Source organism: Labrys wisconsinensis, from assembly GCF_030814995.1.
Lineage (GTDB): Bacteria > Pseudomonadota > Alphaproteobacteria > Rhizobiales > Labraceae > Labrys > Labrys wisconsinensis.
The window spans coordinates 209,272-222,894 of record NZ_JAUSVX010000009.1 but is presented as its reverse complement, the minus strand read 5'-3'; the positions used below and the strand labels follow the sequence as shown (position 1 = coordinate 222,894).

The 13,623-nt window shown below is 70.4% G+C and carries 14 protein-coding genes; 8 read left to right on the top strand and 6 right to left on the bottom strand.

Going from position 1 to position 13,623, the window contains the following annotated elements:
• Positions 1-89 precede the first annotated feature (89 nt).
• Positions 90-782, top strand: a complete 693-nt coding sequence (locus QO011_RS23115) for an AzlC family ABC transporter permease (protein WP_307277090.1) — start codon at positions 90-92, stop codon at positions 780-782.
• Positions 779-1,081, top strand: a complete 303-nt coding sequence (locus QO011_RS23110; protein ID WP_307277087.1) for an AzlD family protein — start codon at positions 779-781, stop codon at positions 1,079-1,081. The genes QO011_RS23115 and QO011_RS23110 overlap by 4 nt, the downstream gene beginning before the upstream one ends.
• Positions 1,082-1,235: 154 nt before the next feature.
• On the opposite strand, the gene QO011_RS23105 is transcribed toward QO011_RS23110, so the two are convergent.
• Positions 1,236-3,077 (bottom strand): aminopeptidase P family protein, encoded by a 1,842-nt coding sequence (locus tag QO011_RS23105; protein ID WP_307277084.1) that lies wholly within the window; start codon positions 3,075-3,077, stop codon positions 1,236-1,238.
• A gap of 127 nt (positions 3,078-3,204) precedes the next feature.
• Here QO011_RS23105 and QO011_RS23100 point away from each other — a divergent pair, with 127 nt between their 5' ends.
• Both QO011_RS23100 and QO011_RS23095 read left to right on the top strand, forming a co-directional pair.
• Positions 3,205-3,828: a DUF433 domain-containing protein gene (locus QO011_RS23100; RefSeq protein ID WP_307277077.1), complete on the top strand. Its 624-nt coding sequence runs from the start codon at positions 3,205-3,207 to the stop codon at positions 3,826-3,828.
• Complete coding sequence (locus QO011_RS23095) at positions 3,825-4,259, top strand: type II toxin-antitoxin system VapC family toxin (protein WP_307277074.1); 435 nt, start codon at positions 3,825-3,827, stop codon at positions 4,257-4,259. The genes QO011_RS23100 and QO011_RS23095 overlap by 4 nt, the downstream gene beginning before the upstream one ends.
• Positions 4,260-4,348: 89 nt before the next feature.
• On the opposite strand, the gene QO011_RS23090 is transcribed toward QO011_RS23095, so the two are convergent.
• From QO011_RS23090 to QO011_RS23075, 4 genes are all read right to left on the bottom strand, one after another.
• Positions 4,349-4,507: a hypothetical protein gene (locus tag QO011_RS23090; protein ID WP_307277072.1), complete on the bottom strand. Its 159-nt coding sequence runs from the start codon at positions 4,505-4,507 to the stop codon at positions 4,349-4,351.
• A 118-nt stretch (positions 4,508-4,625) separates the two neighbouring features.
• On the bottom strand, positions 4,626-5,567 hold the full coding sequence (locus QO011_RS23085) for a 50S ribosomal protein L11 methyltransferase (protein WP_307277071.1): 942 nt from the start codon (positions 5,565-5,567) through the stop codon (positions 4,626-4,628).
• Between the two features lie 82 nt (positions 5,568-5,649).
• Complete coding sequence (locus tag QO011_RS23080; RefSeq protein WP_307277068.1) at positions 5,650-6,267, bottom strand: hypothetical protein; 618 nt, start codon at positions 6,265-6,267, stop codon at positions 5,650-5,652.
• 102 nt (positions 6,268-6,369) lie between these two features.
• Positions 6,370-7,530: an aminotransferase gene (locus tag QO011_RS23075; RefSeq protein WP_307277063.1), complete on the bottom strand. Its 1,161-nt coding sequence runs from the start codon at positions 7,528-7,530 to the stop codon at positions 6,370-6,372.
• Between the two features lie 94 nt (positions 7,531-7,624).
• On the opposite strand from QO011_RS23075, the gene QO011_RS23070 reads away from it, so the two are divergent.
• Positions 7,625-8,869 carry a cytochrome P450 gene (locus tag QO011_RS23070; RefSeq protein ID WP_307277059.1) on the top strand — a complete coding sequence of 415 codons (1,245 nt, stop codon included), beginning with the start codon at positions 7,625-7,627 and terminating at the stop codon, positions 8,867-8,869.
• 308 nt (positions 8,870-9,177) lie between these two features.
• On the opposite strand, the gene QO011_RS23065 is transcribed toward QO011_RS23070, so the two are convergent.
• The gene (locus QO011_RS23065; RefSeq protein ID WP_307277056.1) at positions 9,178-9,939 is read right to left on the bottom strand and encodes an SDR family NAD(P)-dependent oxidoreductase; all 762 of its coding nucleotides are present in this window, start codon (positions 9,937-9,939) and stop codon (positions 9,178-9,180) included.
• Positions 9,940-10,045: 106 nt separating this feature from the next.
• On the opposite strand from QO011_RS23065, the gene recO reads away from it, so the two are divergent.
• The 3 genes from recO (at position 10,046) to parC (ending at position 13,570) form a co-directional block, all read left to right on the top strand.
• Complete coding sequence (gene recO / locus QO011_RS23060) at positions 10,046-10,771, top strand: DNA repair protein RecO (protein ID WP_307277052.1); 726 nt, start codon at positions 10,046-10,048, stop codon at positions 10,769-10,771.
• A 64-nt stretch (positions 10,772-10,835) separates the two neighbouring features.
• On the top strand, positions 10,836-11,192 hold the full coding sequence (locus QO011_RS23055; protein ID WP_307277049.1) for a hypothetical protein: 357 nt from the start codon (positions 10,836-10,838) through the stop codon (positions 11,190-11,192).
• 137 nt (positions 11,193-11,329) lie between these two features.
• The gene (gene parC, locus QO011_RS23050) at positions 11,330-13,570 is read left to right on the top strand and encodes a DNA topoisomerase IV subunit A (RefSeq protein ID WP_307277046.1); all 2,241 of its coding nucleotides are present in this window, start codon (positions 11,330-11,332) and stop codon (positions 13,568-13,570) included.
• Positions 13,571-13,623: the final 53 nt, after the last annotated feature.

The following is a 13,623-nucleotide window of genomic DNA, read 5'->3' as shown; positions in this document are numbered from 1 at the left end:
TTGGTAGCGGCAACGCGCCTTTTGTCCAAGACGATGTGATTGGGACTGGCGTAGCAGCATGCGCTCTCCGCCTGTTTTGCGAGTTCGCCTTGTCCCTTGCTTCCGAGATCCGCGCCGGCCTGACCGACATCGCGCCGCCCGCGCTCGCCGCCATCCCCATCGGCCTGCTGTTCGGCGCCCTCGCCGTGGGCAAGGGCCTGTCGCCGCTCGAGGCCGTGCTGATGTCGGCCTGCGTGTTCGCGGGCGGCGCGCAGTTCGCGGCGATCGAGCAATGGGTGCATCCGGCGCCGGTCGCCGCGCTCGCCTTCGGCACGCTGCTGATCAATGCCCGGCACATCCTGATGGGCGCCTCGCTGGCGCCGAAGACGACCGCCTTCTCCAGGGCGCAGCGCTTCCTCGGCTTCTTCGCCATGGCCGACGAGAACTGGGCGATGTCGGAGCGTCGCGCCGCCGCCACGCGGCTGACCCCGACCTATTATCTCGCCATGACCGTCTTCTTCTATCTGAACTGGGTGATCTGGAGCGCCTTCGGCGCGCTGATCGGCCCGCTGATGGGCGACCCGGCCCGGTTCGGCGCCGATTTCGCCTTCACCGCGCTGTTCATCGGCCTCGTCGCCGGCTTCTGGAAGGGGCGGATCTCGGCGGCGACCATCGCCGCCAGTGCCGCGGTCTCGGCCCTGGTCAAGGTCACGGCCGGCGCGCCCTGGCACGTGCCGGCCGGCGCGGTCGCCGGCATCCTCGCCGCCTACCTCGTGGCGAGCCCGGCGGAGGCCCTGGCATGACCATCGATCCGATCACCCTTGCCGCGATCCTCGCCATGGCGATCATCACCTACGCGACGCGGATCGCCGGGATCTTCCTGGCCGGACACCTCGTGCTGACCGGCCGGACCAAGGCGGCCTTCGAGGCGATCCCGCCGGCGGTGCTGGTCGCGGTGATCGCTCCGGTGGCGCTGGCAAGCGGGCGGGCCGAGACCCTGGCCGCCCTGGTCACGGCCCTGGCGGCGACGCGCCTGCCGCTGCTGGCGACGATCGTCGTCGGCGTCGCCTCCGTGGTGGCGCTGCGCGGCCTCATGGGATGATGGGGCTTTTCCGCTTCATGTGTGGCTGTCCGGGGCTTGCCGGAGCGGTAGTAGTAGGTCGGAGGCCGAGATTTCAACCCGCCACGTCATGGACGGGCTTGTCCCGTCCATGACGTGGCGGGTGATGCCCCGGTCTCGTTCCTTCCTCAATCCCTTACGCCTGTTTCCTGCCATCCCGATTCAGCGGCCGCGTCGCCTGCTCCAGCCAGGCGCGGGTGCGGCCGTCGACCAGCGGCGACAGCGTCTCGCGCACCCGGGCGTGGTAGGCGTCGAGCCAGGCGATCTCGCGGGCGCCGAGCAGGGCGGGCTCGATCGGCGTCAGGTCGATCGGCGCCAGCGTCAGCGTCTCGAAGCCGAACATCGGCCGCTCGGCGCCGTCGATCTCGACCGGCTCGACCAGGACCAGGTTCTCGGTGCGGATGCCGAACTCGCCGGCCCGGTAGTAGCCGGGCTCGTTCGACAGGATCATGCCGGCCTCCAGCGGCGTGGTGCCGAGGCGGGAGATGCGCTGCGGCCCCTCGTGCACCGAGAGATAGGAGCCGACGCCGTGGCCGGTGCCGTGGTCGAAGTCGGTGCCGACCTCCCACAGCGCCTGACGGGCGAAGCTGTCGAGCTGCGAGCCCGCGGCGCCCTTGGGAAAGCGCGCCAGCGAGATGGCGATCATGCCCTTGAGCACGCGGGTATAGCGGTCCTTCATCAGGGCCGAGGGCTCGCCGACGCTGATGGTGCGGGTGATGTCGGTGGTGCCGTCGACATATTGCGCGCCGGAATCGATCAGGAAGAAGCCGGGCTCGATCCGGCGGTTCGACTGCGTCGTCACCCGGTAATGCGGGATCGCGGCGTTCGGGCCGGCAGCGGAGATCGAGGGGAAGGACAGGTCCTTCAGCACGCCCGTCTCCGCCCGGAAGCCTTCCAGCGCCTCGGCGGCCGAGATCTCGGTCTCGCCGCCCTTGGGCGCCGCCTCGGCGAACCAGGCGAGGAAGCGGGCGACAGCGGCGCCGTCGCGGATATGGGCGGCGCGGGCGCCGGCCCGCTCGGCCTCGTTCTTGACGGCGCGCAGCAGCGCGATCGGGTCGGGGCCGCGCTGGATGACGCCGCCGGCGGTCTGGATGACGCGGGCGAAATGCTCGACCACCACGTTGGGGTCGAGCCGCACGGTCTTGTCTTTGACGGCCGCCGCCAGGGCGGCGTCGATCTGGGCGGGCTCGATCAGCGCGGCGAAGCTGGAGAGGTCGTGGCGCACGGCGTTGGAGAGCTTGCGTCCGTCGACGAACAGGGTCGGCTCGCCGTCGCGCGGGATCAGCACATAGGACAGCGGCAGCGGCGTGTGCGCCACGTCGCCGCCGCGGATGTTGAAGGCCCAGGCCACGGCGTGGGCATCGTTGGTGAAGACCGCATCGGCCTTGAGCTCGCCGAGCCGGTCCTGGATGCGCACCAGCTTGGAGGCCGGGCTCTCGCCGGCGAGCGCCTCGTCGTGCAGCACGACCGGCGCCAGCGGCGGGGAGGGACGGTCGGTCCAGATCGCATCGATCGGATTCTTGGCCAGCGCGATCAGGCCGGCGCCGGCGCGCTCGCAGGCACCCTTCAGCCGTTCCACCTCGGCGACGGTGTGCAGGCGCGGGTCGAAGCCGAGCTTCTGGGTCGGCCGCAGCACGGCCTCGAGCCATTTCTCCGGCGGATCGTCCATGAGGTGGCGGGGCGTGATCACCGCGGTGTCGACCTGCTCGCGCACCTGCACGGTGTAGCGGCCGTCGACGAAGATGGCGGCCTCGCTCATCAGCACGACGGCAACGCCCGCCGAGCCGGCAAAGCCGGTGAGCCAGGAGAGCCGCTCCTCCGAGGGCGGGCAATATTCGTTCTGGTGCTCGTCCGAGCGCGGCACGACGAAGCCGTCGAGCCCGGCCTCGGCGAGCTTCCTGCGCAGCGCCGCGATGCGCGCCTTGCCCTGCGCCGGGTTGCTGACCTCGTCGAAGGATTGCAGTTGAGTCATGGCCATCCCGCCTGTTTCAGCAGCCGTTTCGATACCCGCAGGGGCGATCTGTCAACAGGGGGAATGGCACGACGAGCCGACGTTGACACGGTCCTAATTCGACCTCATTTTAGGGTCGTGTTGTGAGGCGATCATGACCAGGGCAGCTCAGTTCACGGCGGCGGAAGCGGCCTTCGTCCTGCGTGAGCCGGTGCGCGTCGTCAAGAAAGCGCTGGACTCCGGTCCGGTGCGGCCGGTTCTGCTGCGACGCGCCGGCGCGTCCGTGCGCGCGATCGGTTGGCAGGATCTCTTCTATCTCTTCGCCATCAAGGAGCTTCGCGACGAGCTTACTCCCAAGGCAAGAATGGCGTTCTACGAAGCGCTCCGGCAAGCCCCGCTCGAACGAGGCCGGGAGGTTCGCTTCGGCCGTTTCCGCGTCGCGGTCGGCGATCTTGTCGAAGAGGTGGAGACGCGGACGGCGAGCCTCGCCGAATTGGCGGAAAAAGTGGAGTTCCGCGGCGACGGCGAGCCGGTGCTCCGCGGCACCGACGTCGAGGTCCATCGGATCGCCGCGCTCGTCGACGGCGGGCTGTCCGCGGACGACGTGCTCGTCGATTACCCGTCGCTGTCGCGGGAGAACGTGCAAGTCGCCACGGCCTATGCGCAGGCGCATCCCAAGGCTGGCCGCCCCTTTCCGCGCACGACCGCCAAGCGGGCCTTGCGCGGTGCCGGCCTCGATGAACTCGACGAGGTGCTCGACGGCGCAGCGGCCGAATGAAGTATCTCCTGGACACCAATGTCTTCCGGGAACTGGGCAAGACCGTGCCGCACGAACATGTCGGCGCATGGTTGGACACGATCGACGACGCGGAGCTTGCGATCAGCGCGCTCACCGTCCGTGAGGTCGCCAAAGGCGTGACGAAGCTGGCGTTTTCCAAGCCCGGCGTGGCCGATCAGATCGCCACGCGCACCAGTGCCATTTTCGATGCTTTAGAGGGGCGGATCCTTTCCGTCGATCGGCAGGTGGCGCGCGTCTGGGGCGAGGCCTTGGCGCAATCGGAAAAGCACGTGGATGATACAGGCTTCGCCGCGACGGCCCTCGTCCACGGCCTGATTCTGGTCACGCGCAACACCAAGGACCTGGCGTGGCGTGGGGTGCAGATCCTCAACCCGTACAAGTCCCCTCCGGAGCGGCTTTCCGCGAAATAGGCGCGGTGCCGCGGAGACGGCCGGGATGAAGGCGAGCCCGACTGCGCGCACAAGCGGAGAGGAGAGCAAGGCGTGGGGAAGCGTCGCCTTCAGCCCGGGGCTTCGGCCGGCTCGACGCAGTCCGGCTCGATCCAGATCGAATGGAGGTAAGACGCGACGCCCACCACCTCGCCGACCTCCAGCTCCAGGAGACCGTGGCTGGTGATGTCGGCGATCGCGAAGGTGCGGCCGAGGCTCAGCTCGAACACCAGCCTGGTGCTCGGTCCGTCTGGGCAACCGCGGTCGGGCAGCCCCTCCGGCAACCGAACGACCCGGATGCGATCACCGACCTTCATGACGTTGGGATAGGCGCCCGAGCGGCCGAGGTCAACGCGCGGCGGGCCTCGGCGAGCGCCTCGGCTTGCCCCCGCCGCGCTGCAGCACCAGCGTGGTCCATTCGTCGAGGCGGTATCGCTTCACCAACGAGAGGCCCTGGGCCCGATAGGCGGCGAGGGCGGCGTTGGCGTGGGCGTGCAGCAGGCCGGACAGGATCACCGTCGCGCCTGGCGCCAGCAGCTTGCCCATCGGTGCGGCCAGGCGCGCCAGCGGCCCGAGCAGGATGTTGGCGAAGACGAGGTCGTAGGGCTTCTCGCGCTGCATGCGTTGCGCCGTGGTGCCGCGTGCCACGATCGCGGCGACATAGGCGCCAGCCCTGTTGAAGCGGATATTGTTGCGCGCCGTGGCGATCGCCTGCGGGTCGATGTCGGACGCGAGCACCCGCCGGTGCAGGGCACGGGCCGCGGCGATGGCGAGCACGCCGGTGCCTGTGCCGATGTCGAGCGGACGGCGCGGACGCCGGCGCTTCAGGAGGTCGTCGAGGGCGAGCAGGCAGCCGCGCGTGGTGCCGTGATGGCCAGTGCCGAAGGCCAGCGCCGCCTCGATCTCGATGCCGATGCTGTTGCGCTTCACCCGCGCCCGGTCATGGCTGCCGTGGATGGTGAAGCGGCCGGCGACGACCGGCGCCAGGCCCTCGAGCGAGGCGGCGACCCAGTCCTTCTCGCCGAAGGCGTCATAGGCGACGTCGACATCGGTGCCCGCGGCGAGACGGATCAGGTCGGTCACGGCCGGCCGGTTCGGCTCGGTCCGGAAATAGACCTCGACCAGCCAGGGCGGCTTCGGCGTGCCGTCCTCGCGCTCGAAGGCGGCGACCGCGGTCTCGGCGGGATCGAAGCTCTCGCCGAGCAGGTCGGCGATGCGCCGCGCCCGCGCCTCGTCGGTGACGATGCGGGCGACATGGGTGGGATTGTTGGGGTGCAGGCCTTCGAGCATGGGCTTGGCTATCGCGCCCGGTCGGGGAGGGCAACGGAAATCGCAGGTCGCGGCGGAGGTTCCGCCGGCGATTTCCGTCCCTTCAGGGGCAGGTGGTCGGGCGGCCGTCGAGGCCTTCGCCGGCATGCTCGAACGCGGCCTTCACCGCATCGCCCGAGCGCGTGATGGTGACGACATAGATGCTGTCGAAATCATCGCCCCGCCAATTCGGCACGGCGTCGGGATCCCCGCCATGGTCGGCGATGAGATCCTTGGCCACCTTCTCGGCGATCTTGTGCTCCCAGGCCACGAGGACGAAGGCGTTCTGGTAGGCCGGCTGCGTCAGGGCCTGCGCCAGGCCCTTGCGGTCGGAGACGCCGATGCCGGCATGGACCGGCAGGCCGAAGGCGATCGCGGTCGGCTCGATGGTGGCGAGCGGCCGGACATAGTCATAGGGCTCGCCGTCGTCCGTCTTCTGCACGGAGGGGGCCGGGGCGAAGATCGCGTCCGGCTTGCCGAACATGCGGGCGATGACGGGAGGCAGCGCCAGGGCGCGGTTGAGACCCTGGCAGTCGAGCTGGCCGAGCCCCGCGGCCGGCTTCTCGCCGTGGCGGACGAGCACGATCTTCTCGACCAGGTCCGCGGCGTGCGCCGCCGGAGCGCCGAGCAGGACCAGGCCGAGCACCAGGCCCACCCATCGTGCGGCAGATCCTCGGCTCATCGAAGCCTCCCATTGTCGCGGGTTGTCTCGACAGGTCGAGGCCACCGGCCGCGACCATTCCGCTGTGCTGTATAGACAGGTACAGTCAACGCGCTGTCGCCTTCACGACGCGACGGCGGCAAAGCGTTCGCGCAGCTGCGACAGGGCCTCGGCACCGGCATTGGCGAACGCGACGCGCATATGCGTTTCCTGGCCGGGGCCGAAATAGGGGCCGGGAAGGCAGAGCACGCCGGCGGCCTCGACCAGCGTCTTCACCACCTCGGCCGAGTGGCGCCCGGCGAAGGGGTGGCGCAGGAAGGCGAAATAGCTGCCGACGGAATCGACCCGCCAGCCGTTCAGGCCGGCGAAGGCGGCGGAGAAGGCGCCGGCGCGGCGCTCGATCTCGATGCGGTTGGCCTCGCGCCAGGCGGCAAGGCCCTCCAGCGCCCAGGCGACCGGCTCCTGCGCCACGCGCGGGGCGCAGATCTGCAGCGTGTCGAGGATCTTGGCGATCTCGGCCATCAGCGGGCGCGCCGCCACCAGGGCGCCGAGGCGGTGGCCGGGGATGCAATAGGCCTTGGAGAAGGAATAGAGCGCCAGCACGCCTTCGCGCCAAGAGGCGTCGCCGAAAAGCGCGTGCGGCTGCCCGGCGATGAAGTCGCGGTAGGTCTCGTCGAGGATCAGGAACAGGCCGCGCCGCCGGCAGAGCGCGGCGAAGGCGGCGACGGTCGCCGGGGGATAGACCGCGCCAGTCGGGTTGTTGGGCGTGACCAGGACGATGGCCCGGGTGCGAGCGTCGATGAGGCGCTCGGCCTCGGCGGCATCGGGCACGAAGCCGGCCTCGGCATGGCATGGCAGGGTCCGCGCCTCGATGCCGAGCATGTCGAGCGTCATCTTGTGGTTGAAGTACCAGGGGCTCGGCAGCAGCACCGCCTCGCCGGCCCGGGCCATGGCGACGGCCGCGACGAAGAAGGCCTGGTTGCAGCCGGTGGTGATCGCCACCTCCTCCGGCGCGACGTCGCCGCCATAGCGCCCGGCGAGATGCGCGGCATAGGCCTGCCGCAGCGCCGTGTCGCCCTCGATAGGCCCGTAGGACGCGGTCCCGGCGCGGCCGGCTGCCTGAGCGAGGCGCGCCAGCATCTCCGCATGCGGCGGATAGCCCGGCACGGCCTGGGAGAGGTCGATCAGCGGCCCGGCCTTGCCGTCATAGGCGCGGGCCCAGCCCTGGGCCTCGGGGATGGGCGGGGTGGCGGTGTCGACGAGGAGCGGGTTGATGGCGGGCATGGCGTTCGCGCGGCAGAGGACGGGTCCTTCTACGCCGATGCGGGCCCGAGGCAAGGGCGCTCGACGCGCCCGGCGCCGCGCGATAGGACAGGCCATGCCGCTGCCCGCCTCCCTCCATATCGACGCCGTCGGCCGCCGGGTCAGCCTGAACCCGTCCGATCCCGCTTTCTTCCAGGACCCGTATCCCACCTATGCCGCGCTGCACGCCGCCGGGCCGGCCTTCTTCTGGGAGGAGTACGGCTTCTGGTGCTTCTGCGGCCACGAGGCGGTGGCGGCGCTGTTCCGCGACCGGCGCTTCGGCCGCGACGTGCTCGACGTGGCGAGCCGCGCCGAGCTCGGCTGGCCGGAGCCGGCCGCCCATCTCGCGCCCTTCGACGCGGTCGAGGCGCATTCCATGCTGGAGCTGGAGCCGCCGCGCCACACGCGGCTGCGCACGCTGGTCAACCGCGCCTTCGTCTCGCGCCAGGTGGAGCGGCTGCGCCCGCGCATCGCCGCGCTGGCGCACGAGCTGGTCGACCGCCTCGAGGCGGCGGGGGAGGCGGAGCTGATCGAAGCCTTCGCCACGCCGATCCCGGTGATCCTCATCGCCGAGCTGCTCGGGGTGCCGGCCGAGATGGCGCCGAGCCTGCTCGACTGGTCGCACCGCATGGTGGCGATGTACCAATTCGGGCGCAGCCGCGCGGCGGAAGACGCGGCCGTGGCGGCGACGCAGGACTTCGTCGCCTTTCTCAGGACCTACGTGGCGGCGCGGCGCTCCAGCCCGGCGGACGATCTGATCAGCCATCTCATCGTGGCGGAGGCCGAGGGCGAGCGCCTGAGCGAGGACGAGCTCATCTCGACCTGCATCCTGCTGCTCAACGCCGGCCACGAGGCGACGGTGCACGCCATCGGCAACGCGGTGAAGGCTATCCTCGAGGCGGGGCTCGACCCGGCTGCCCTGTTCGCCACGCCCGAGGCGGCCGAGGCGAGCGTGGAGGAGCTGCTGCGCTTCGACGCGCCGCTGCACCTTTTCACCCGCTACGCCCGCGAGCCGGTGGGGCTCGGCGACATCGAGCTGAAGGTCGGCGACCGCATCGGGCTGATGCTGGGCGCCGCCAACCGCGATCCCGCGCGCTTCGAGGACCCCGACCGGCTCTGGCCGCAGCGCGCGAAGCCGCCGCATGTCAGCTTCGGCGGCGGCATCCATTTCTGCATCGGCGCGCCGCTGGCGCGGCTGGAGCTGCAGGTCGCCCTGCCGGTGCTGTTCGCGCGGCTGCCGGGGCTGCGGCTCGCCGAGCCGCCACGCTATCGCGACGCCTTCCACTTCCACGGGGTGGAGGCGTTGCGGGTGGCGTGGTGAAAGTATTGGTGGGGAACGGGTTGGAAGAGGATGTTGAGGAGCGACATTCGCCATGGCGGCTGCAACTGCCGACGTCGCGCAAGAACCTCGACGTCATGGCCGGCCTTGATCCGGCCATCCACGCGACCGCTACATCAAACGGGTCTGCCGAGCCGTTGGCCGGGGGCCTTCCTCGACACGACCTGAGTTCGCGTGGATGGGCGGATCAGGTCCGCCCATGACGGTCGCGGGCGGTGTAGCCGTCCGTGCCCGGGGCGCTCGACGTCAGAGCTGGGCTTCATCCATGACGGTCGAGGATCGAGCAATCATCACGGCATCAGCTGCCCGCCGTTCACATGCAGGATCTGCCCCGTGACGTAGCCGCTCATCGCCGGGGAGGCGAGGAACAGCACCGGGCCGACGCAGTCCTCCGGCGTGCCGATGCGGCCGAGATGCACGGCCTTGCGCATCGCCTCCATGCGGTCGGCCGGCGTGGCGGCATGGAAGGGCGTGGCGATCACGCCCGGGGCGATGGCGTTGACGCGGATGCCGCGCGGCGCCAGGTCCTTGGCCATGTGGCGGGTGAGGTTGTGGACATAGGCCTTGGCCGCGGCATAGTGGCCCGAGCCGGGACCGCCGCCGTCATTGCCGGCGATCGAGCCGACATTGATGATGGTGCCGCCGCCCTGCTGCTCCAGATGGGGCACGGCGGCCTGGGACCCCTCGATCACGGCACGCACGTTGAGGTTCATCGCCTTCTCGTAGGTCTCGGCGTCGAGCTCGCAGAACGGCGTGCGGCGGATCAGCGAGCCGGCATTGTTGACCAGGATGTCGAGCCGGCCCAGCGCCCGCGCCGCTTCCTCGACGATGCGGCGGGCCTCGCCGGCTTCGCCGAGATCGGCCTGGACCACCACCGCCTTGCCGCCCTTGCGCGCCACCGCGTCGGCGATCGCCTGCGCTTCCTTGGCGCCGGCATTGTAGTGGATCGCCACCAGCGCGCCCTGGCAGCCGAAGCCCTTGGCCAGCGCCGCGCCGATGCCGGAGCTCGCTCCGGTGATCAGAACGCCCTTGCCGCTGAGGTCGCTGAGCATCGTTCATTCCTCCCTGATCGGCCATTGTGATCCCAAAGACGGCGCCAGGGGAAGGGGTTGTATCGCCACACTCCCGCTCGCCGTCGTGCTGCGTTATGTCATTGCCATGCAATGGACCGACGATGCCTTCGTGCTCGGCGTGCGCCGCCACGGCGAGTCGAGCGTGATCCTGGAAGCGTTGACGCGCGAGCACGGCCGCCATCTCGGCCTGGTGCGCGGTGGGCGCTCCAGAACGCTGCAGCCGGTGCTGCAGCCGGGCAATGCGGTGCACCTCACCTGGCGGGCGCGCATCGACGAGCAGCTCGGCTCCTACGCGGTGGAGGGCCTGGCGCTGCATGCCGGGCGGCTGATGGGCTCGCGCCTGGCGCTCTATGCCGTGACCCACGTGGCGGCGCTGGTGCGGCTCCTGCCGGAGCGCGACCCGCATCCGGCGCTGCACGAGGCGCTCGGCCCCCTGTTCGAGGCGCTGGCCGACGAGGCAGCGGCGCCGGCGCTGGTGGCGCGGCTGGAGCTCGCCATGCTCACCGAGCTCGGCTTCGGTCTCGACCTCTCGGCCTGCGCCGTGACCGGGGCGACGCAGGACCTGATCTATGTCTCGCCCAGGAGCGGCCGGGCGGTGAGCCGCGCGGCCGGTGCGCCCTGGAGCGACCGGCTGCTGCCGCTGCCGGCCTTCCTGCGCGGCCTCGGCGAGCCGCGGGCGGAGGACGTGGCCGGCGCCTTCCGCCTCACCGGCTTCTTCCTGCAGCGGGACGTGTTCGGCCCGCGCGGCCTCGTCATGCCCGAGGGCCGGCAGGCCCTGGTCGATGCGGCGGCCGGCGGCCCGGCCCGGTGAGCGGCTCGCAACCGGTCGTTCACGCTTTGCCGCCATCCTGATGCGAATCGCTCGGAGAACTGCCGTGCTCTCTCGCCTTGTGATCTCGGCCGCGCTGCTCGCCGCGGCGGTGCCGGCTCTCGCCGCCGACCTTCCCATGCGGGACGATGCCGCCAACCCGGCGATGGGCGGCGCAGGCGAGGGCTATGGCGACCGCCGCCCCGGCTGGCGTCGCGCGGGGACCTGGAGCGAGGTCGAGATCGACTGCTACGCCGAGTGGCGCCGGCTCAACCCGCCGGGCGCGCCGATCCGTGCCACCAACTCGCTGTGCGACCCGAGCTATATCGGCTCGGGCTACGGCCTCGCCCGGCCGAGCTATTACGGCACGCTGCCGCGGCTCGGCCACACCGCCTATGGCTGGAGCGGGCCGGAAGGCCCTTGAAGGACCGGTCCGGCCCGGCCCGGCTTGGGACGGGATGGCAGGTCCAGCCGGCAAAATTCTGCAAGGACTTGGAAATCCAGCCCCGACGGGGTGGCGCGCTCTTGCCTCGAATCAGGGTTTTTCCGTAAACCCCCGGCATGGACGAGGCAGAAGCTCCGCCGCCGGGCGGCGAGATCGAGAGCGTCAATCTGCGCGAGGCGCTGGAGAAGCGCTACCTCGCCTATGCCTTGTCGACCATCATGCACCGGGCGCTGCCGGACGCGCGCGACGGCCTGAAGCCGGTGCACCGGCGCATCCTCTACGGGATGCAGCTCCTGCGGCTCGACCCGGACGCCGCCTTCAAGAAATGCGCCAAGATCGTCGGCGACGTGATGGGCTCGTTCCATCCGCACGGCGACCAGGCGATCTACGATGCGCTGGTGCGCCTGGCGCAGGACTTCTCCACGCGCTACCCGCTGGTCGACGGCCAGGGCAATTTCGGCAATATCGACGGCGACAACCCGGCCGCCTACCGCTACACCGAAGCCCGCATGACGGCGGTCTCCGGCCTGATCCTGGAAGGGATCGACGAGGACGCGGTCGATTTCCGCCCGAACTATGACGGCCAGACCCGCGAGCCGGCGGTGCTGCCCGGCGCCTTCCCCAACCTGCTCGCCAACGGCGCGCAGGGCATCGCGGTCGGCATGGCGACCTCGATCCCGCCGCAGAACGCCTATGAGCTCTGCCAGGCGGCGCTGCACCTGATCGAGAATCCCAAGGCCACGACCGCCGAGCTGATGCGCTTCGTGCAGGGGCCGGACTTTCCGACCGGCGGCATCGTCGTCGACAGCCCGGCGATCATCGAGGAGAACTACAGCACCGGCCGCGGCGGCTTCCGGGTGCGGGCGCGCTGGCACAAGGAGGATCTCGGCCGCGGCACCTGGGTGGCCGTGGTCACCGAGATCCCCTGGCTGGTGCAGAAGGGGCGGCTGATCGAGAAGGTCGCGGAGCTGCTCAACGAGCGCAAGCTGCCGCTGGTCGCCGACGTGCGCGACGAGTCGGCCGAGGACGTGCGCATCGTCATCGAGCCGAAGTCGCGCAACGTCGACGAGACCGTGATGATGGAGAGCCTGTTCAAGCTCTCCGAGCTGGAAAGCCGCATCCCGCTCAACATGAACGTGCTGGTCGGCGGCACGGTGCCGCGGGTCCTGTCGCTGGGCGAGGCGCTGCAGCAATGGCTCGATCATCGCCGCGAGGTGCTGCTGCGCCGCTCGCGGCACCGTCTCGCCGCGATCGAGAAGCGGCTGGAAATCCTCGACGGCTATATCGTCGCCTATCTCAACCTCGACGAGGTGATCCGCATCATCCGCTTCGAGGACGAGCCCAAGGCGAAGCTGATCGAGACCTTCTCGCTCACCGACATGCAGGCCGAGGCCATCCTCAACATGCGGCTGCGCAACCTGCGCCGGCTGGAGGAGATGGAGCTGCGCCGCGAGCACGACGGGCTGTCGAAGGAGAAGGCCGACATCGAGAAGCTGCTCGCCTCCGACGCCCGGCAATGGAAGACGGTGGCCTGGCAGGTCGGCGAGGTGGCCAAGACCTACGGGCCGGACACCAGGCTCGGCAAGCGCCGCACCACGATCGACGCCTCCAAGGCAGCCTCGATCGACCTCGCCACCGTCGCCGAGGCGATGGTGGAGCGCGAGCCGGTCACCATCGTCGTCTCCGAGAAGGGCTGGATCCGGGCGATGAAGGGCCACCTGCCCGACCTCTCCACGCTCGCCTTCAAGGGCGACGACCGGATGAAGCTGTCCTTCTTCACCGAGACCACGGCCAAGCTCCTGGTCTTCGCCACCAACGGCAAGATCTACACGCTGGAAGCCTCCAAGCTGCCGGGCGGGCGCAGCGGCGGCGAACCGATCCGCCTGATGGTCGACCTCGACGAGGGCGCCGACGTCGTCACCGTCTTCCCGTTCGTCGGCGGGCGCAAGTTCCTGGTGGCGGCGACGGACGGGCGCGGCTTCGTCGTGGCGGAGGACGAGATGCTCGCCAACACCCGCAAGGGCAAGGCGGTGCTCAACGTCGATGCGCCGGCCGAGGCGCGGCTGATCGTGCCGGCGCTCGGCGACCGGGTGGCCGTGATCGGCGAGAACCGCAAGCTGGTGGTCTTCCCGCTGCACCAGGTGCCGGAGATGGCGCGCGGGCGCGGCGTGCGCCTGCAGAAATACCGCGACGGGGGGCTTTCCGACGCACGGGTGTTCGCTGCCGCCGACGGCCTGACCTGGACCGACACGTCCGGCCGCACCTGGACGGTGACCGACCTCACCGAATGGACCGGCAACCGCGCCGATGCCGGCCGCCTGCCGCCGAAGGGCTTTCCGAAAAACAACCGGTTCTGACGACCCGGCCGGGGCCGTGCCGCAGCGGCAAGAAATCGCTCGAACGCCTCCGA

Coding starts and splice junctions, on each gene's coding strand:
- QO011_RS23080 (WP_307277068.1), bottom strand. CDS start 6,267: ATGAGCCGAGGATCTGCCGCACGATGGGTGGGCCTGGTGCTCGGCCTG.
- QO011_RS23075 (WP_307277063.1), bottom strand. CDS start 7,530: ATGCCCGCCATCAACCCGCTCCTCGTCGACACCGCCACCCCGCCCATC.
- recO (WP_307277052.1), top strand. CDS start 10,046: ATGCAATGGACCGACGATGCCTTCGTGCTCGGCGTGCGCCGCCACGGC.
- QO011_RS23085 (WP_307277071.1), bottom strand. CDS start 5,567: ATGCTCGAAGGCCTGCACCCCAACAATCCCACCCATGTCGCCCGCATC.
- QO011_RS23065 (WP_307277056.1), bottom strand. CDS start 9,939: ATGCTCAGCGACCTCAGCGGCAAGGGCGTTCTGATCACCGGAGCGAGC.
- QO011_RS23100 (WP_307277077.1), top strand. CDS start 3,205: ATGACCAGGGCAGCTCAGTTCACGGCGGCGGAAGCGGCCTTCGTCCTG.
- QO011_RS23070 (WP_307277059.1), top strand. CDS start 7,625: ATGCCGCTGCCCGCCTCCCTCCATATCGACGCCGTCGGCCGCCGGGTC.
- QO011_RS23105 (WP_307277084.1), bottom strand. CDS start 3,077: ATGGCCATGACTCAACTGCAATCCTTCGACGAGGTCAGCAACCCGGCG.
- QO011_RS23110 (WP_307277087.1), top strand. CDS start 779: ATGACCATCGATCCGATCACCCTTGCCGCGATCCTCGCCATGGCGATC.
- parC (WP_307277046.1), top strand. CDS start 11,330: ATGGACGAGGCAGAAGCTCCGCCGCCGGGCGGCGAGATCGAGAGCGTC.
- QO011_RS23095 (WP_307277074.1), top strand. CDS start 3,825: ATGAAGTATCTCCTGGACACCAATGTCTTCCGGGAACTGGGCAAGACC.